Source organism: Shewanella acanthi, assembly GCF_019457475.1.
Lineage (GTDB): Bacteria > Pseudomonadota > Gammaproteobacteria > Enterobacterales > Shewanellaceae > Shewanella > Shewanella acanthi.
The window spans coordinates 3,694,719-3,713,890 of sequence record NZ_CP080413.1 but is presented as its reverse complement, the minus strand read 5'-3'; the positions used below and the strand labels follow the sequence as shown (position 1 = coordinate 3,713,890).

The following is a 19,172-nucleotide window of genomic DNA, read 5'->3' as shown; positions in this document are numbered from 1 at the left end:
CCTCTTCTTTGTCGATAAAAAAGCCCTGTATCCTCAGGGCTTTTTATTGTCTTTCAGTCAGTGTTTTTGATCTGCTACAGACCTCAATTTTACCATTTGCTATTTTGCGTAATGGGCATTTACTAATATATTCAAAGCATAATCAGGGTTGTATTAGCTAAAAAACTAAGTGACTCCAGCGGTGAGGGAAAAGATGTGCAGACAAAATACGTTGTTGCCTTAGATCAAGGCACCACTAGCTCAAGGGCAATCGTGTTCGACCATGATGCCAATATCGTCAGTGTATCCCAACGCGAATTTCGCCAAATCTATCCTAATCCTGGCTGGGTTGAACACGATCCTATGGAGATTTGGGCTAGCCAAAGTTCGGTATTGATTGAGTCTTTAGCTAGAGCGGGGATCCGCAGTGATGAGGTGGCAGCTATTGGCATTACCAATCAGCGTGAAACGACCATCATTTGGGAGAAAACCACCGGAAGACCCATTTACAATGCCATCGTTTGGCAGTGTCGTCGCAGCGCCGAAATATGCGAGCAGTTAAAAGCGCAGGGACTAGAGGATTACGTGCGCGACAATACTGGGCTGTTACTCGACCCTTATTTTTCAGGCACTAAGATTAAATGGATTTTGGATAATGTGCCTAATGCGCGCGTGCAAGCTGAACGTGGAGAACTGCTGTTTGGCACGGTAGATACTTGGCTATTATGGAAGCTTACCGAAGGTAAAGTGCACGTCACCGACCCCACCAATGCGGCTCGCACACTGCTGTTTAATATTCACAGCTTGAATTGGGATAAACATCTGCTTAAGGCTCTTGGCATTCCCGAGGTTATGCTGCCTGAGGTCAAGCCTTCTTGCAGTATCTACGGTACTACACGGATTGCGGGTGAGGGCAGCGAGATTAACGTCGCGGGGATTGCTGGCGATCAACAGGCAGCATTATTTGGTCAGCTCTGTGTCGAGCCCGGCATGGCTAAAAACACCTATGGCACTGGCTGCTTCCTGTTAATGAACACAGGTGACAAAGCTGTCCGTTCCTCCAATGGTTTATTGACGACAATCGCAGTTGGCCCGAAGGGGGAAGTCAATTACGCCCTCGAGGGCGCGGTGTTTATGGGTGGAGCAACCATTCAGTGGTTAAGGGACGAATTAGGCCTTATTCGCGATGCCAGCGATACAGAATACTTTGCTGCGAAGGTGGCCGATACCAATGGCGTGTATTTAGTCCCTGCCTTTGTTGGATTAGGGGCTCCCTATTGGGATCCCAATGCCAGAGGGGCAATCTTTGGTTTAACTCGCGGCGCCAATCGTAACCATATTATTCGCGCGGCTTTAGAATCCATTGCCTATCAAAGCAAAGATTTACTCGATGCGATGATCCAAGATAGTAGAGTGAGTCTTAAACGCTTAAAGGTGGATGGCGGCGCTGTTGCCAATGATTTTTTAATGCAATTTCAGGCCGATATTACCGATGTCGAAGTGCTTCGTCCCAATGTATGCGAAACCACGGCCTTAGGAGCCGCATTTTTGGCTGGGCTTGCCGTGGGATTTTGGACCTCGGTAACTGACCTTGAGCATAGGGCAAGTATTGATAAGCATTTTATGCCAAACATTGATGCTAAGAGGCGAGAGCACCTCTATAGCGGTTGGCTGGATGCTGTGTCCCGCTCGCGTTCAAGGGAGTCATGACGCTAACATTCATCCAAGGCGAATTGTTCAAATATCAGGCTTGAATTGGTTTAATCGTTCAACTGCGTAGGACGACTCGCTTCAATTGAAGCCGCAGCCTAATCTTAAACTTCAATATCGATAATTTGACCTTTCGCAGGCTTGCCAAATTGTGCGCTGTCGTCAGTGACGTCTAATGCCGTATTGGATTTTTTAGCGTTTTTTCTATCGCTGGCACGACGGCGTCTATTACGACTGGCATCCTGCGTTTTACGTCTTTCTCTGACTTTACCATCGAGTTTAGGGGGAAGTTGTGACTGAGGAGTTTCGTGGCTGTCCGAGCCATTAGACGTCGTACCGCTGACCTGGTCAACGATGCGTTTAGGTTGGAACACAGCCCTTGCAGGCTGAGCAATCATTGCATAATAACTATCAAGTCCACTCATAAGCCCCCCTGTGCATTTATATCCCTAACGCTATATCGGCAGAGGTTGGTTAATATTTAGACTATACCCTGAATTTTTTACTGGGGCGACCCCTAGATATTGTGGTTACGTTGCCAATAGCGTTGCTGTGCGGCCGAAATCAGCATGACTTCGCAGGCAGTGCTTGGATGTTGGCAACTGAGACGAATGCCTAAATCAAGCTCTTGTTGGCTAAGTTTATCGAGATCATAGTCGTTGGGTGCGGGAGGATTATCCTTAAAACGTAATTTACACAAACCGCAGCGACCACCCCCTCCACAATGACTCATCACCCAAGGCTTATCGTCATTAATGGCCTCTAAAAGGGAGGTGTTTCCAACGGGAAATTGCCCTATTAGTAGTTTGGATTCAAGCGCATACACTTTGATTATTCCTCCGTGTTTACGGGTAAATAACGAGCGTATTGAGAGCTGGCCTTGACGATATTTATGCCACAGACTAAGGCTGCCACTCATCCCCAATAGCAAGGCTATAATGGCGACAAGCTGAACTAGCAGATGGTTAAATGTGATGCCGTTGCTGGGCCTATAATCCATAAAATGAAGCATAAACAGAAAGTCGCTGACATCGGAAAAGTTATTTTTATGTCCAAGCACCTTGCCCGACGTGGGATCGATGTAAATGCGAGTTCTTATTTCATCATCCGTAGCGATGACTGCAATGTTTCCCTCAACCTCAAATGCGCTGCCATCATTGAGTATTTGAACCTGACCAAGATGGCCATGGCCTGAATAACTCTGCTTTGCAATGGTCGCTATCTGTTCTAGCCCTAAGCTAAAGGGCTCAAGGGTATCGGCCCAATATCGATGAATTTGTTGATTCATAATTGAGAGTTCATACACGGGGCGGCCGAGAACGGAGGTCAGTCTTAACTGCTGCACATTCTTACCAAATGTGCCCTCCAATAATGGCTCGAGGGACGCAAGGGGCGTTGTTATCACCTCAGGTACGGATTTGATGCGGTAATGATTTGCATCAAGATACCGCCCATCAATTGAATTAAAGGCAAGACCTGTGGCGAGCCAAATCAGCAGTTGTAGTCCGACAAGTAACCCAAGCCACTTGTGTAGGCTCTGGATCCTTTGCCAAAGGTTTTTGTTATTAGCCGCCCCTTCACTGTTAGTCATCTTGTTTATCCAAGCGGCGTCTAAAGCTGATATAGGTAAGTGCAATGCCAAACATTGCCGTTAATAGCGAAAGACTGCTCACAAGCCCGAGTAAATTGTTATTCACATCCTCGCGTTCTTCATAATCCATGATGTGCAGCATCCACAGGAAATCGAATGCTCGCCAGTAATTGTGTCGGGTACTAACCAGCTGCCCCGTTACAGCTGAAATATAGAGGGTGGGCGTCATTGGCGATGCAAACTCAACCGCCCAAACTGGGAGGAACCGAGCGGAGATCTCCCTTGGCGGGTGTTGCTGATAGAGCACAGTGTTATTGACCTTAGTGTCGCCTCGATAAAGTTGACTCGCGATTTCAATGGCTTGTTGCTCAGACAATATGGGGAGTAAATGCCCCGTTGTTGCATCTAAGCGCTGAAGCTTTCCAGCCATTCTGGCGCTGTAAACGGCATTGCCACCTAAGGTATAGAGGTTGATTTCGGTTGCATCGGGATAGTCCTTAAGTAGGTCATTAAAGGAATATTCGTACAGATTTGCCTGTAGAGGTTTTGATGTTGGTGTGTTGGTGAGTGTCTTACCGCGAATAAACTCTATGTCCATTAACACCATATAGGCGCCTGAACCAAGCCAAATCAAAAGCTGAAGACCTGTGATAAGTGCGAGCCATTTGTGGCTCTTGCGGATCCAGAAAGCGGTGAAAATGTTATGCATTATCGAGTCCTGAATGCGAGATTTGATCTTCTTCGCATTCGTGAAATAAATATTTCGCCACTGCCTTAGAACAAATTTGTTGTTAGATGCGAAAAAATGGTTATTTATTTGGTGTTATTACGGTACACGTAGTAACAAGGTGGTGAGTTTCCAGTTTTTATTGTTGCAATCGATGAGTCTAACGTGAATTAATGCCTGATTAAATCCCACATTTAGGCAATTATTTGAGTCAATTTTATGACGCAACTGACTGAAACCTAAGGGTTGATGTTTTTTTGCTCATTTTGTATTCCAGAATCCTTCAAAAATTCGTCTAACTCAGACAATTCATTTTGTTAAATCCCACTACAGCGCGTATTGCGTAAACATGCTGCTAACCCGCTTGCCAACTGGATTTATAAAAGGATTCCATCCCTTGACAATGTTTATCTACTGTCCCTAAACTTAGCAATTGTGGGAAATAGTGGATATTTGTGGATCAAAGACCAAAGGATAGGATGAATTAGCGTGTTTCGTGGGGCGAGTGCCATAAACTTGGATACGAAGGGACGGATCGCGATACCAGTGCGATACCGCGAACCTTTGCAGCTCGAACACGAGGGACGAATCGTCATTACAGTTGATATCCAATCCGCCTGTTTACTCTTGTATCCAATCCACGAGTGGGAACTGATCGAAGCTAAGTTACTTAAGCTGTCGGACACAGATAATACCCAAAGATCCTTGAAGCGTCTGTTGTTAGGCTATGCCCACGAAGTGGAGTTGGATAACAATGGTCGTATTTTACTGCCACCACCGCTGAGGCAATATGCCAACTTGGATAAGCGTATTATGTTGGTTGGGCAGTTGAACAAGTTTGAGCTGTGGGATGAACAAGCTTGGCTACAGCAAATAGATGAGTGTCAGTCGACAATCCGAAGTGAAGAACTTGCGAGAAACGAGCGTCTGGCGGATTTTTCACTCTAACGAGTCGCATCAATTAAATAAGAAGAGAGCAATGAGTCAAGAATTTGCCCATTTATCCGTTCTACTTGAAGAGACGGTTGGCGGTTTAAATATTAAGGACGATGGCATCTATATCGATGGCACGTTTGGCCGCGGTGGTCATTCAAGACAAGTGTTACAACGCTTAGGCGCAAATGGTCGCCTTATTGCCATCGACCGCGATCCTCAAGCCATTGAAGCCTCGAAGCAATTTGCCGATGATCCTCGTTTTCAAATCGTTCACGGTGGTTTTGGTCAACTCGCCGATTACGTTGAAGATTTAGGCCTTGTTGGCAAAATCGACGGCGTGCTGTTAGACCTTGGCGTATCATCACCCCAGCTTGATGATGCCGAGCGCGGCTTTAGCTTTTTGCGCGATGGCCCACTCGATATGCGTATGGACAACAGTCAAGGCGAAACCGCTGCCCAGTGGTTAGCCCGCGCCGAAATTGAAGATATGGCTTGGGTATTTAAAACCTATGGCGAAGAGAAAAACGCCCGCCATATTGCTCGCTGCATTGCCGCGGATCGCGATAAAACGCCATTTTTACGTACCAAGGATCTGGCTGATCTCATCGCGCGCATCACCAAAAACAAAGAGCGCAACAAGCATCCGGCCACCCGCGTGTTCCAAGCCATTCGTATCTATATCAACAGCGAATTAGAGCAAATCGATCAGGCGCTTGAAGGCGCATTAAAGGTATTGGCTCCGCAAGGTCGCCTGTCGATCATCAGCTTCCATTCGCTAGAGGATCGCATCGTAAAACGCTTTATCCGTCGTCACAGTCAAGGTGAAAGCGTGCCACATGGTTTGCCTATCACCGAAGATCAGATTAATAAATCGCGCACACTGCGTGCTATCGGTAAGGCGATTATGCCCTCCGATGAAGAGATTGAACGCAATGCTAGAGCCCGTAGCTCAGTGTTACGCATTGCCGAGCGGTTAGATTACTAGAGGGCGCTGGCGTGAGTAAGCCCTCATTAGATTTGCCACGAATTGTATTAAACGACCTCTGGCAACATAAATGGATTTTGTTACTTGCATTGTTGGTACTCAGTAATGCAGTGGCGGTGGTTTACACCAGCCACGTGAGCCGTAAGCTCACCACCGAATGGGATCAACTACTGCAGGAGCGCGACAGATTAGATATCGAGTGGCGCAATTTATTATTGGAAGAGCAATCGCAGACCGAGCATAGCCGTATTACGCGGATTGCATCAAAGGATCTCAACATGAGTCGCCCCTTACCCAGCGAAGAAGTTGTGGTAAAGGTGCAGTGAGCATAGGGAAGATATGATTAGGCAAGTTAAAGCCAAGCAGGCAAGAAAATCGCAAAAACCACAGCTGATACATTGGCGTTTATACGTCGTGGTCGGTTTTGTGTTTTTGATGTTTTCAAGTTTGGTTGGCCGCGCTGCTTATATTCAAATTATCGAGCCCGATAAACTGCGCCACGAGAGCGATATGCGCACCCTTCGTACCACCAGTCGCGAGGTGCAAAGAGGGCTGATTACCGACCGTAATGGCGACATGCTGGCGGTGAGTGTGCCCGTACGCGCAGTCTGGGCCGATCCTAAGCAAGTGAACGATAGCAATGCGTTTTCTGATATGCGTCGTTGGCAGGCTCTGGCCGATGTGCTCCATGAGCCCATTGAAGACGTACTCGACCGTGTACGCAGTAATCCGACTAAACGTTTTACTTACCTTAAGCGTCAAGTGACGCCTGCAGTTGCCGAATACATCACCCAGCTGAAAATCCCTGGGGTGTTTTTAAAATCCGAATCCCGCCGTTATTACCCTGGTGGCGAAATTACCGCGCAGTTAATTGGTATCACTAATATCGACGATGTGGGTATTGAAGGCGTCGAGAGTGCTTATAACAGCTGGCTCACAGGTACGCCATCTAAGCAAAAAGTACGTAAGTCCCGCGATGGCCATGTGGTTGAGCGCCTTGATATCGTTCAGGAAGGCGAAAGCCCCAATGATTTAGTCTTAAGTATCGATCATCGTATTCAACAGCTCGCATATCGGGAGCTGAAGCGCACGACTGAAATGAACCAGGCAACCTCTGGCTCGATTGTGGTATTGGATATTCATACAGGCGAAGTGTTGGCTATGGCTAACACACCATCCTACAACCCTAATTCCCGCGATAATCTGCAGACCTTTAAGATGCGTAACCGCGCGATGACCGACACCTTCGAGCCGGGGTCGACGATAAAACCTTTCGTGGTGGCGGCAGCACTTGAGGCGGGTACGGTAAAGTACACCGACATTATTCCAACCTCACCTGGCTGGATGCGCTTAGGTGGCCGTCAGGTTCGTGATGCAAACAATTACGGCGATATGTCTCTGGCAAAAATTCTTGCCAAGTCCAGTAACGTCGGTATCAGTAAATTAGCGCTCTCGATTCCAGTGCAGCAATTACTCGGCACTTACCAATCGATGGGATTAGGCAGTTTTTCGGGGATTAACTTAGCAGGTGAAAGCGCGGGCGTGATTCAGGACAGACACCGTTGGTCTGACTTTGAGCGCGCGACGCTGTCATTTGGTTACGGTTTAACAGCGACCACGCTGCAGCTCGCGCGTATGTACGCGACCCTAGGTAACGGCGGCGTTATCCACCCAGTATCGATTTTAAAGCTGAAGCAACCACCTGAAGGTGAGCGGGTGATTTCAGAGGATGTGGCGAAGAATGTACTGCAGATGATGGTCAGTGTGACCGAAAAAGGCGGTACAGGTACGCTAGCGCATATCGATGGTTATCCGGTTGCCGGTAAATCGGGTACCAGCCGAAAGGCGGTTGCTGGTGGTTATGGTGATGATTACGTTGCGTTATTTGCGGGTGTTGCCCCTGTAAATAATCCAAAGCTGGCGGTGGTGGTCGTAGTTAACGAGCCTAAGGGCGATCTCTACTATGGGGGCTCAGTTGCGGGGCCGGCATTCGCGAAAGTAATGTCTGGCGCACTGCAAATGCTGAATGTGGAGCCCATTTCCGATAAAGAACAGGTGCAATTGGCGGGACTCGCCGGGAGAACAGAATGATGTTGTTAAAGGAGCTACTGGCCCCTTGGTTCCCCTATGCGGGCGAACAGTGTTTCTCAGATTTAACCTTAGATAGCCGCGCAGTGAGTCGCGGCGATGTGTTTTTAGCCCTACCAGGTCACAAAGTTGATGGTCGACAATTTATTGAAAAAGCCTTCGCCCAAGGTGCGGTAGCGGTATTAGTACACACGGATAATGCCGATGAACAGGGTGAGGTCGTCGCATCCGGTAACTGCGATGCAGTACAGATTTATTTTTATAGACTTAGCCAACAGGTTTCAAAACTGGCTGCAGTTCGCTATCCCGTGGTTAAGGCCGCAGAGCAAGCTATGGGTATCATCGGCATTACTGGCACCAACGGTAAAACCTCGACCAGTCAGCTTTGCGCTCAGCTTGTGACCTTGCTGTCGGGCAAAGCTGCCGTGATGGGCACCCTAGGCAATGGTCTTTGGGGGGAGCTGGTGGATAGCGGTAATACTACGGCCGATGCCATCACCCTGATGCACCAGTTACACGATTTTGCCGCAAAGGGTGTGACTAGCTGTGCGATGGAGGTCTCTAGCCACGGTTTAGTGCAAGGACGTGTCGAGGCTGTTCCCTTCGATGTGGCGGTATTTACTAATTTGACGCGCGATCATTTGGATTACCATGGCGATATGCAAAGCTACGCCGCGGCAAAACAAAGGTTGTTTCGCTTCGAAGCACTGCGCCATGGGCTGTTAAATCTTGATGATCCGGTAGGAGCTGCTTGGGTTTGCGAGCTTAACGATGTTGCTGCGAAAATGTGGGGCTTTAGCATCGAAGGTCATCCAAATGCGGCCTTTTACACTAAAGATGCCAAGTTTAACGACCAAGGCGTGCAGGCGACATTAGTATGGCCTGAGGGCGAAGTCGAGATTCGCTCACCCCTACTCGGTGCCTTTAACCTGTCGAATTTGCTTGCGGCCTTATCCGCCCTCTATTTACAGGGTTTGGATATGCATGCTCTCGCAGCAGAGGTGCCGAAGCTGGTTCCTGTCGCGGGCCGCATGGAGCGCTTTACCACTGCAAATAATATTACCCTCGTGGTCGATTATGCCCATACCCCAGATGCGATTGAGCAGGCGCTCAATGCATTGCGCCGCCACTGCGCTGGTGAATTGTGGTGTGTATTTGGCTGCGGTGGCGATCGTGATAGGGGAAAACGTCCATTAATGGGACAGGCGGCTGAGCAATTTGCCGACCGTATTATGGTCACTAGCGATAACAGTCGCAGTGAAGATCCAAATCAAATTATTGCCGATATTATCCACGGACTGAGCCATCCATCCCAAGCGCTAAGCGAAGTTGACCGCGTCAGCGCTATTAAGCAGGTAGTGTCAGTTGCCAAACCTGGGGATGTGATTTTACTCGCCGGTAAAGGCCATGAAACCTATCAAGAAGCTGCGGGAGTGCGTCATGACTATGACGAGCGCGCACTGGCACGCCAATTAGCGGAGCAAACACTATGATCCCTATTTCCCTCGAAACGCTTTGCCAACATTTAGGTGCTCGCCTCGTCGGTAAGGATGTTGTTATCGAAGCCTTAAGCAGTGATAGCCGCAAAATGGGACCGGATACGCTATTTGTTGCCCTGAAGGGTGAACGATTCGACGGCCATGATTTTGCCGAGACTGCGCTTGAAAATGGCGCTGTTGCATTAATGGTAGAGCGTGAGCTGAATTTCGATATCCCTCAACTAATTGTTGATAATTGCCAAAAAGCCATGGGGATGATTGGTGCCTATGTGCGCGACCAAGTTAATCCTATCTGCGTGGCATTAACAGGCTCAAACGGTAAAACCAGCGTAAAGGAAATGATCGCCACTATCCTGTCGGCAAAGTATCAAGTCCTCTACACCGCGGGTAACTTCAATAACGAAATTGGTGTGCCGTTAACCCTGCTGCGTTTAACGCCAGAGGATGAATACGGCGTATTCGAGCTTGGCGCTAACCACAAGGGTGAAATCGATTACACCTCAGGTTTAGTGCGCCCAAATGTGGCACTGGTGAATAACGTTGGCAGCGCGCATTTAGAAGGTTTTGGCTCGCAAGCGGGTGTCGCTCAAGCGAAGTCTGAAATCTTCAATCATCTGCAACAAGGTGGCACCGCAATCATCAATGCTGATGATGCCTTTGCCGATGTGATGCGTGTTAAGGCAAAACAATACAAGCAGCTCAGCTTCTCTCAACAGGAAGGCGCAGCTAAACGACATATCGATGTGATTGCCACAGGCCATAAGGCGGATAGCGATGGTTGCTACCGTTTTATGCTCAATTATGCAGGGCAGAGCTGTGAGGTATCACTGCCGTTAGCGGGACGTCACCAAGTGAGTAATGCGCTAGCTGCTGCAAGTGTTTGTATCGCAATGGGATTAAGCCTTGAAGATATCGCTAAAGGTTTGCAAAAACTCATTCCTGTTAAGGGGCGGATGCAGCCAAGCCAATTAGGACGAATTCGCTTAATCGATGACAGCTATAACGCCAATCCAGTGTCCGTTGGGGCGGCGATCGCATGGTTAAAGGAAATTTCTGAAAATCGCTGTTTGGTACTGGGAGATTTGGGCGAATTAGGCGACAATGCGCCCCTTTTACATGCTGAACTTGGGCAACTGGCGAAGCAACAGGGCATCGATGCGCTGTTCTGCACGGGTCCTTTGAGTCAGCACGCGAGTCAAGCTTTCGGATCTGAACATTACGACAGCGTGGATGCGTTAGTAGAAAAATTAATAAAACACATTAACCAGTTGCCGGGACAGGTGACGGTTTTAGTAAAAGGTTCACGAAGCGCCGCAATGGAGCGGGTCGTGGACGGCCTAACAGTAGCCTTCGGGCGTGGGGAGTTAGTGTAGATGCTGGTGTATCTGGCCGAGTATTTAACCCGTTTTCATACCGGGTTTAACGTATTTTCCTATGTAACGTTTCGAGCCATCTTAGGCTTGTTAACCGCATTAATTTTTAGCCTGTGGTGGGGTCCAAAACTGATTGAGCGTTTGCAACTAATGCAAATCGGTCAAGTGGTGCGTAACGATGGTCCTGAATCCCATTTCAGCAAGCGTGGTACGCCAACCATGGGTGGCTTGATGATCCTAGGCGCCATCTTTATCAGCGTATTGCTGTGGAGCGACTTAGGTAGCCGCTATGTGTGGGTCATGCTGTTTGTACTAGGCAGTTATGGCTTGATTGGCTTTATTGACGATTACCGTAAAGTGGTGCGCAAGGATACCAAGGGCTTGATTGCCCGTTGGAAATATATCCTGCAATCCCTAGCGGCGCTGCTGATTGCCTTTTTCCTATATGCTACGGCATCAACGCCGGGCGAAACCCAACTCGTGGTGCCCTTCTTTAAGGATGTGATGCCACAACTAGGTGCTGTTTTCATCCTACTTGCGTATTTCACTATAGTCGGGTCGAGCAACGCGGTGAACTTAACCGACGGCCTCGATGGTCTGGCGATTATGCCAACCGTGATGGTTGCAGCGGCATTCGCGCTGATTGCTTATCTTTCAGGTCATGCGCAATTTGCGAACTACCTGCATATTCCACATCTGCCGGGTTCGGCCGAGCTGGTGATTGTGTGTACCGCCATCGTGGGTGCGGGTTTAGGCTTCCTGTGGTTTAACACCTACCCAGCGCAAGTGTTTATGGGGGATGTGGGCTCGCTGTCTTTAGGTGCCGCCTTAGGTGCCATCGCCGTATTGGTTCGTCAGGAAATCCTGCTAGTGATCATGGGCGGCGTGTTTGTGATGGAAACTGTGTCTGTGATCCTGCAGGTAGGTTCCTACAAGTTACGTGGTCAGCGCATTTTCCGCATGGCGCCAATTCACCACCACTACGAATTAAAGGGTTGGCCTGAACCTCGAGTGATCGTTCGCTTTTGGATTATCTCGATTTTCCTCGTGCTCCTCGGCTTAGCCACATTGAAGTTAAGGTAACAGCTCATGCAAAGTCAGTATTCACACATAGTGTTAGGTTTGGGCGCCACAGGGCTCTCCGTCGTACGCTATTTGTGTGGAAAGGGCATTACGCCACTAGTCATGGATAGCCGCAGACAAGCACCGGGCGCCGATAAATTGGCTGCGCAGTTTCCTGATGTGCCTTTGATTGCTGGCGGGTTTGATTGCCGCTACTTAGTGCAGGCGACGCAAATCATTATTAGCCCAGGCATTGCGATGGACACCCCTGAGGTGCGCGCGGCGCTTGATATGGGCATCGAAGTGATTGGTGATGTTGAGCTGTTTGCCCGCGAAATTAGCGATCGCAAGCCCTGCGTTATCGGCATTACCGGTTCTAACGGCAAAACGACGGTCACGACAGTGGTCGGGGAAATGCTCCGTGAAGCGGGTATCGCGGTTGCCGTTGGCGGCAATATTGGTGTTCCTGCACTCGATTTACTGACAGAAAAAGCAGACATCTATGTTCTAGAGCTTTCAAGCTTTCAGTTAGAAACCACCCATAGCCTGAACTGTATCATTTCAACCTGCTTGAACGTGACTGAAGATCATATGGACAGATACAGCGATATGGATGCTTACCGTAAAGCCAAACTGCGTCTGTACGATCAAAGCCGCGCGATTGTCTACAACCGTGATGATGCTCTGACCATTCCAACCGAACCTATGAACCAAAACAGCTTTGGTTTAGCGCCGCCCGAGGGTGATGAGTGGGGACTGTGTGATGGCAAGCTTTACCACGGTGATACCGAAATTATGCCTATCAGCGATGTAGCCCTAATTGGCAGCCATAACCATGCTAACTTACTGGCCTCTATGGCGCTGGTTTATGCCGTTGGGGTGGATAAACAGGTGATGGCAAAAGTAGCCAATACCTTCCATGGTTTGTCGCATCGCTGTGAACTGGTTGGGGTAAAAAACGGCGTTAGCTATGTCAACGACTCTAAGGCAACCAACGTAGGCGCAACGGTTGCGGCGCTGCAGGGCTTAAGTGAACACCTAGGCGATATCATTCTGATTGCCGGTGGTGACGGCAAAGGCGCTGATTTTGAGCCACTGAAAGAGCCGTTAGAAAAGGTGACACATTTAATCACCTTAGGTCGTGATGGTAATAAGATTGCGGCCTTAAAAGAGGGCGCAATCAAGGTTGATTCTATGGCGGCGGCTGTGGCTAAGGCGGCTGAGATCGCGACATCGGGGGATATCGTGTTGTTATCCCCAGCCTGTGCGAGCCTCGATATGTACAGCAACTTTATGGCCCGTGGTGACGATTTTAGAAACCAAGTGGAGCAGCTCGATGGCGAGTGATGCAAAGCAACTTAGCTTCTTTGGCCGCATGTTAGGTGCGCTGCCAAATTGGCAAAGCGATAACGAAGTACCGGGTTCACAACTCTACGACCGGGCTTTGCTTACTGCTGTGTTGTCTTTGATTGCCTTTGGCTTTGTGATGGTGATGTCAGCATCCATGCCAGAAGCGCAAACGCTGACGGGAAACCCGTTCCACTTTATGACCCGCCATGTGGGTTATTTACTGGGTTGTTTAGCGATTGCAGCCATTGTATTACGCATTGATATGCAAACCTGGCAGCGCATCAGTCCCATCATGTTATTGGTTGTGTTCTTAATGTTGCTAGCGGTCTTGTTGGTGGGCACCACAGTCAATGGTGCAACCCGCTGGTTATCTGTAGGTCCAATCCGTATTCAGGTCGCAGAGCTTGCGAAGTTTGCGTTTTCTGTATACATGGCGGGTTACTTGGTGCGTCGTCATCAAGAGGTGCGTGAAAATGCCAAGGGCTTCTATAAGCCGATTGCGGTGTTTGCTATATATGCGCTGTTAATTCTATGTCAGCCAGATTTAGGGACAGTAGTGGTACTGTTCGTTGGGACTGTAGGTTTGTTATTCCTAGCAGGTGCGCGGTTATTCGACTTCTTTGCGCTGATTTTTGCGGGCCTATTAGCGTTTGTGGCACTGGTGTTACTCGAACCTTACCGTATGCGCCGAGTGACTTCTTTTATGGACCCTTGGCAAGATCCGTTTGGAAGTGGTTACCAGTTAACCCAGTCATTGATGGCCTATGGCCGCGGTGATTGGTTAGGCCAGGGTCTGGGCAACAGTATTCAAAAGCTTGAGTATTTACCCGAGGCGCACACCGACTTTATTTTCGCCGTGATTGGTGAGGAGCTTGGCTTTATCGGCATCATTGCGGTGTTAAGCGTGCTGCTTTTTGTGACCCTAAGGGCAATTCGTTTAGGTAATCTGTGTTTGGCGATGGATAAATCCTTCGAGGGTTACTTAGCCTACGCCATCGGGATTTGGATTTGTTTTCAGACCGTCGTTAATGTCGGAGCAAGTATTGGTATGTTACCTACTAAAGGGTTAACGCTGCCCTTTGTGAGTTACGGCGGTAGTAGTCTGTGGGTCATGACGGCGGCGGCAATGACGTTGCTCCGTATCGATTATGAGCGGCGCATGAGTTTAGTTCAGGCCGTGCAGAGGAGTGTTAGGTAATGGCCCAAGCGGGTAAACGTATTTTAGTCATGGCGGGTGGTACAGGTGGACATGTGTTCCCCGCATTAGCCGTGGCCAAATATTTAGCACAGCAGGGTTGGCAGGTGCGTTGGTTAGGTACTGCCGATCGAATGGAGGCGCGTTTAGTGCCCCAATACGGTTTTGATATCGACTTTATCGATATCAAAGGCGTACGTGGTAATGGTTTGGTTCGTAAGCTGGCTGCGCCATTTAAGGTGATTCGCTCGATTTTACAGGCTAAATCCGTCATCAGTGAGTTTAAACCCGATGTGGTGTTAGGCATGGGGGGATTTGCCAGTGGTCCGGGTGGCGTTGCCGCTAGATTGGCGGGTGTGCCCTTAGTGCTACACGAGCAAAATGCGATTCCAGGCATGACCAATAAGTTACTGTCGCGCATTGCGAGCCAAGTGTTATGTGCCTTTAACAATACTTTCACTCAGGTTAAAGCCAACGTGGTTGGGAATCCGATTCGTCGTGAGTTAATCGCGTTGGGCGAACAGCAAAAGACAAACAGTGACGATGCCCTCAAGGTGTTGGTCGTGGGTGGCAGTTTAGGCGCCAAGATATTTAACGATTTAATGCCAGAAGTGGTGGCTGCCTTAAGTAAGCAGCAGTCGATCACAGTATGGCATCAGGTGGGTAAGGATAATCTCGCTGGCGTAAAAGCTGCCTATCAGCAGCAGGGCCAGGATGGCGGCGTAAACGTTGCCGAGTTTATCGATGATATGGAAGCCGCATACCGCTGGGCCGATGTGGTGCTCTGCCGCTCGGGCGCGTTGACGGTATCTGAGCTTGCCGCTGTGGGCTTGCCAAGTATTCTGGTGCCCTATCCCCATGCGGTAGATGACCATCAAACCCGTAATGCCCAGGTATTGGTCGAGGCGGGCGCAGCCTTTTTATTGCCGCAGACCATTCTGGATGTGAACAAGCTGGTGAGCAAATTACAACTGCTTGCCAATGATAGAGCCGAATTAGCCCAAATGGGCCAAAGGGCGAGGGAAGTTGCCGTACTGGATGCGACCGAACAGGTTGCCCAAGTGTGTATAACTCTCGCCAATAAAGGATAAGTATGACTAAGACAGAAAGATACTTACAGTTAAGAACTATGATCCCCGAGATGCGCCGCATTAAGCGTATCCACTTCGTCGGTATTGGCGGCGCGGGCATGGGCGGTATCGCTGAAGTATTAGTAAACGAAGGTTATGTGGTTAGTGGTTCGGACATCGCCCAAAACGCGGTAACCGACAGACTGTGTTTGCTGGGGGCCAAAATTCATATCGGCCACGTTGCCGACAACGTGCAGCAGGCTGACGTAGTGGTGGTATCGACTGCGATCAATCCACTGAACCCCGAAATTATTGCCGCCAAGGAATTACGTATTCCGATTGTGCGCCGCGCCGAGATGTTGGCCGAACTGATGCGTTACCGCCACGGTGTGGCGATTGCGGGTACCCATGGTAAAACCACGACAACCAGTTTAATTGCCAGTGTTTATGGTCAAGCTGAGCGCGACCCGACCTTCGTGATCGGTGGCCTGCTAAACAGCGCTGGCACGAATGCTCGACTTGGCACTAGCCGTTACCTGATCGCCGAAGCAGATGAGAGTGATGCGAGCTTCCTGCATCTGCAGCCTATGGTCAGTGTGGTGACTAACATTGAAGCCGATCATATGGACACCTACGGCGGTGACTTTGAAAAGCTGAAATCGACCTTCGTTGACTTCCTGCATAATTTGCCGTTTTACGGTGTGGCTGTGGTGTGTATCGATGATGCTGTCGTGCGTGAAATCATGCCGCGCATCGGTCGCCATATGATCACCTATGGCTTTAGTGATGATGCCGACGTGCAGGCGCTGAACTTCAGTCAGCAAGGGCATCAATGCCGTTTCACCGTAAGACGTAAAGGTAAGCAAGATTTAGATCTGCTGCTGAACCTACCGGGTCAACACAATGTGCTTAACGCTTTAGCGGCGATTGCCGTTGCCACTGAAGATGACATTGAAGACAGCGCAATTATCCAGGCTCTGGCGGAGTTCCAAGGTATTGGTCGCCGCTTCCAACACTTAGGCAAATTTGCGACCAGCAAAGGCGAAGTGATGCTAGTGGACGATTACGGTCATCACCCAAGTGAAGTGGCGGCGACCATTAAAGCGGCTCGTGCGGGGTGGCCTGATAAACGTTTAGTCATGGCATACCAGCCACACCGTTATACCCGTACTCGCGACCTCTATGAGGATTTCGTAGAAGTACTATCTCAGGTCGATTGTCTGTTGCTGCTCGACGTTTACAGTGCGGGTGAAACCCCAATACCTGGCGCCGATGGCCGTGCTTTATGTCGTTCAATTCGCCTGCGTGGTCAGTTAGATCCGATTTTCGTCGCAAGTCCCGATCATTTGGTTGAAGTTTTACCGGATGTCCTACAGGAAGGGGATTTATTGTTGACACAAGGAGCAGGTAATATAGGCGCCCTTTCACGTCAATTAGCAGCCACTGAATTGGGCTTTGCTATTGCGGCAGTCGAAGAGGGTAAATGTTAATCTATGGCGCTGAATTTTTAGGCAAAACTAAATTTTGACCAAAGAATTTACTGCTATATACTGGCCCATTTTCTGTGGTTTTAGGTAGTGTCGTTGAAAGGTAAAAAAAACGTGTCTTGGAGTGATAAGAGGCGGCACTTGCAAACAAGGACATCAGGGGTCAATTGGTACCTGTGGAGTGGGATTGGCTTCTTAGGTTTAGTAATAGGCAGCTTTGTTTTTGGTGGCTACCAATTACATAAAATTTTAAATGATGCCAGTACCTTACCTATTGAGGCAGTGGCCATCAAAGGTGAGCGAACTTACACCACGGATAAAGATATACAAGTTGCACTGCAGGATCTGATGCAGCGGAGTTTTTTTAGCGCTGATATCGGTTTAGTGCAGCAGGCTCTAGAAGCCTTGCCTTGGGTATACCGAGCCTCGGTAAGACGCGAGTGGCCCGCGAAACTTAGGGTGTACTTACAGGAGCAGCAGGTCGCTGCCCATTGGAATGGTACAGCGTGGCTGAATGTGCATGGTGAAGTGTTTGAAGCACCAACGCATCCAGAACTTGATCATCTGCCGTACCTGTCTGGGCCAGACGACATGGGAACCGAGGTCTTGACTGCCTATGCGCAGGTGAGTTCCCTGCTAAAGATTAATGGTTTTAATTTAGCCAGTTTAAGTTTGACGCCACGTCATGCGTGGCATGCGACCCTAGATAACGGCATAGTGCTGGATCTAGGTCGAGAAGATAAAATGGCAAGGATACAAAGGTTTATCACTGTTTACCCGCTGTTAGCGAAACAGGATAAATCAATTGCCAGAGTGGATTTGCGCTACGACACAGGGTTGGCCGTAGGCTGGGGCGATGCACAAACAAGAGAGCCGATAATTAATGACGAAAAACCAAGATAGAAATCTGATCGTCGGATTGGACATAGGAACCTCTAAAGTCGCAGTGATCATAGGCGAAGTTCTGCCCGATGGCGAAATCAGCATAGTCGGCCTTGGTAATCATCCTTCTCGGGGGATGGATAAAGGTGGCGTTAACGATTTGGACTCCATCGTACGCAGTGTGCAACGCGCGCTTGATCAAGCGGAATTAATGGCGGATTGCCAAGTGTCGTCTGTTTACCTGAGCATTTCGGGTAAGCATATTGCCTGCCAAAACGAAAATGGCATGGTGTCGATTAACGATGAAGAAGTGACACAGGAAGATGTGGATAATGTGATCCACACGGCGCGCTCGGTGAAGATCCCGACAGAACGTCGTATTTTGCATGTGCTGCCACAGGAATATGCCATTGACGTGCAAGACGGTATCCGGAGTCCAATCGGCATGTCAGGTATGCGTATGGAAGCCAAGGTGCATATAGTGACCTGCGCTAACGATATGGCCAAGAACATCACTAAGAGTGTTGAGCGCTGTGGCTTGAAGGTGGATGACTTAGTGTTCTCTGGTATTGCTTCTGCCGATGCGGTGCTGACCTTCGATGAAAAAGACTTAGGCGTATGTATCGTCGATATCGGCGGGGGGACTACGGATATCGCTGTGTATACCAACGGTGCACTGCGTCATTGTGCAGTCGTGCCAGTAGCAGGTAACCAAGTGACGAATGACATTGCGAAGATTTTCCGCACACCTTCGTCACACGCAGAGCAAATTAAAGTGCAGTTCGCCTGTGCACGTAGCTCCATGGTGAGCCGCGAAGACAGTATCGAAGTGCCTTCGGTGGGTGGTCGCCCATCGCGCAGCATGTCGCGTCATACACTGGCCGAAGTAGTAGAGCCAAGATACCAAGAGTTGTTTGAGTTAGTACTCAAGGAACTCAAAGACAGCGGTCTAGAAGATCAAATCGCCGCAGGGATTGTACTCACTGGGGGTACAGCGTCGATTCAAGGCGTGGTGGATATTGCGGAGGCAACCTTTGGTATGCCAGTTCGCGTAGCCTCTCCATTGCCAATCAAGGGATTATACGAATACGTGGATCAGTCTATTTACTCCACCGGAGTTGGGCTGCTTCATTACGGTGCAAGACGGGTACTTGAGCGTCAGTTCGAGCGTCCTGAGCGTCAAGGGGTTACCAGTGCATGGAATCGGGTCCAGAGCTGGTTTAAGGGTGAATTTTAAT

The 19,172-nt window shown here is 49.2% G+C and carries 17 protein-coding genes; 14 read left to right on the top strand and 3 right to left on the bottom strand.

Annotated features, from left to right (window positions below):
* Positions 1 to 195 precede the first annotated feature (195 nt).
* Positions 196 to 1,689, top strand: coding sequence for a glycerol kinase GlpK (glpK, locus tag K0H61_RS15905; protein WP_220050442.1), 1,494 nt, complete (start codon positions 196 to 198; stop codon positions 1,687 to 1,689).
* Positions 1,690 to 1,793: 104 nt separating this feature from the next.
* On the opposite strand, the gene K0H61_RS15900 is transcribed toward glpK, so the two are convergent.
* The 3 genes from K0H61_RS15900 to K0H61_RS15890 form a co-directional block, all read right to left on the bottom strand.
* Positions 1,794 to 2,114, bottom strand: a complete 321-nt coding sequence (locus K0H61_RS15900) for a hypothetical protein (RefSeq protein WP_220050441.1) — start codon at positions 2,112 to 2,114, stop codon at positions 1,794 to 1,796.
* Between the two features lie 92 nt (positions 2,115 to 2,206).
* Positions 2,207 to 3,280 carry a PepSY domain-containing protein gene (locus K0H61_RS15895; RefSeq protein ID WP_220050440.1) on the bottom strand — a complete coding sequence of 358 codons (1,074 nt, stop codon included), beginning with the start codon at positions 3,278 to 3,280 and terminating at the stop codon, positions 2,207 to 2,209.
* The gene (locus K0H61_RS15890) at positions 3,273 to 3,989 is read right to left on the bottom strand and encodes a peptidase (RefSeq protein ID WP_220050439.1); all 717 of its coding nucleotides are present in this window, start codon (positions 3,987 to 3,989) and stop codon (positions 3,273 to 3,275) included. The genes K0H61_RS15895 and K0H61_RS15890 overlap by 8 nt, the downstream gene beginning before the upstream one ends.
* 507 nt (positions 3,990 to 4,496) lie before the next feature.
* Here K0H61_RS15890 and mraZ point away from each other — a divergent pair.
* The 13 genes from mraZ to ftsA all read left to right on the top strand — a co-directional run bounded on the left by mraZ (position 4,497) and on the right by ftsA (position 19,171).
* Positions 4,497 to 4,955 (top strand): division/cell wall cluster transcriptional repressor MraZ, encoded by a 459-nt coding sequence (mraZ, locus tag K0H61_RS15885; protein WP_220050438.1) that lies wholly within the window; start codon positions 4,497 to 4,499, stop codon positions 4,953 to 4,955.
* Positions 4,956 to 4,986: 31 nt separating this feature from the next.
* Entirely contained in the window at positions 4,987 to 5,928 is a 942-nt protein-coding gene (gene rsmH, locus K0H61_RS15880) for a 16S rRNA (cytosine(1402)-N(4))-methyltransferase RsmH (RefSeq protein ID WP_220050437.1), read from the top strand.
* An 11-nt stretch (positions 5,929 to 5,939) separates the two neighbouring features.
* The gene (ftsL, locus tag K0H61_RS15875) at positions 5,940 to 6,254 is read left to right on the top strand and encodes a cell division protein FtsL (protein ID WP_220050436.1); all 315 of its coding nucleotides are present in this window, start codon (positions 5,940 to 5,942) and stop codon (positions 6,252 to 6,254) included.
* A 13-nt stretch (positions 6,255 to 6,267) separates the two neighbouring features.
* Positions 6,268 to 8,019 (top strand): penicillin-binding transpeptidase domain-containing protein, encoded by a 1,752-nt coding sequence (locus K0H61_RS15870; RefSeq protein ID WP_220050435.1) that lies wholly within the window; start codon positions 6,268 to 6,270, stop codon positions 8,017 to 8,019.
* The gene (gene murE, locus K0H61_RS15865) at positions 8,016 to 9,509 is read left to right on the top strand and encodes a UDP-N-acetylmuramoyl-L-alanyl-D-glutamate--2,6-diaminopimelate ligase (RefSeq protein ID WP_220050434.1); all 1,494 of its coding nucleotides are present in this window, start codon (positions 8,016 to 8,018) and stop codon (positions 9,507 to 9,509) included. The genes K0H61_RS15870 and murE overlap by 4 nt, the downstream gene beginning before the upstream one ends.
* Positions 9,506 to 10,888 (top strand): UDP-N-acetylmuramoyl-tripeptide--D-alanyl-D-alanine ligase, encoded by a 1,383-nt coding sequence (locus tag K0H61_RS15860; RefSeq protein ID WP_220050433.1) that lies wholly within the window; start codon positions 9,506 to 9,508, stop codon positions 10,886 to 10,888. The genes murE and K0H61_RS15860 overlap by 4 nt, the downstream gene beginning before the upstream one ends.
* The gene (gene mraY / locus K0H61_RS15855; protein WP_220050432.1) at positions 10,889 to 11,971 is read left to right on the top strand and encodes a phospho-N-acetylmuramoyl-pentapeptide-transferase; all 1,083 of its coding nucleotides are present in this window, start codon (positions 10,889 to 10,891) and stop codon (positions 11,969 to 11,971) included. It abuts the gene before it with no gap.
* 6 nt (positions 11,972 to 11,977) lie between these two features.
* Positions 11,978 to 13,297: a UDP-N-acetylmuramoyl-L-alanine--D-glutamate ligase gene (gene murD / locus K0H61_RS15850; protein WP_220050431.1), complete on the top strand. Its 1,320-nt coding sequence runs from the start codon at positions 11,978 to 11,980 to the stop codon at positions 13,295 to 13,297.
* Complete coding sequence (gene ftsW / locus K0H61_RS15845) at positions 13,287 to 14,498, top strand: cell division protein FtsW (RefSeq protein ID WP_220050430.1); 1,212 nt, start codon at positions 13,287 to 13,289, stop codon at positions 14,496 to 14,498. The genes murD and ftsW overlap by 11 nt, the downstream gene beginning before the upstream one ends.
* Complete coding sequence (gene murG, locus K0H61_RS15840) at positions 14,498 to 15,586, top strand: undecaprenyldiphospho-muramoylpentapeptide beta-N-acetylglucosaminyltransferase (RefSeq protein ID WP_220050429.1); 1,089 nt, start codon at positions 14,498 to 14,500, stop codon at positions 15,584 to 15,586. Before ftsW ends, murG begins: the two co-directional genes overlap by 1 nt.
* Positions 15,587 to 15,588: 2 nt before the next feature.
* Positions 15,589 to 17,055, top strand: coding sequence for a UDP-N-acetylmuramate--L-alanine ligase (murC, locus tag K0H61_RS15835; protein ID WP_220050428.1), 1,467 nt, complete (start codon positions 15,589 to 15,591; stop codon positions 17,053 to 17,055).
* 111 nt (positions 17,056 to 17,166) lie between these two features.
* On the top strand, positions 17,167 to 17,955 hold the full coding sequence (locus tag K0H61_RS15830; protein ID WP_220052768.1) for a cell division protein FtsQ/DivIB: 789 nt from the start codon (positions 17,167 to 17,169) through the stop codon (positions 17,953 to 17,955).
* Entirely contained in the window at positions 17,936 to 19,171 is a 1,236-nt protein-coding gene (gene ftsA, locus K0H61_RS15825; RefSeq protein ID WP_011718494.1) for a cell division protein FtsA, read from the top strand. Before K0H61_RS15830 ends, ftsA begins: the two co-directional genes overlap by 20 nt.
* Position 19,172 lies beyond the last annotated feature (1 nt).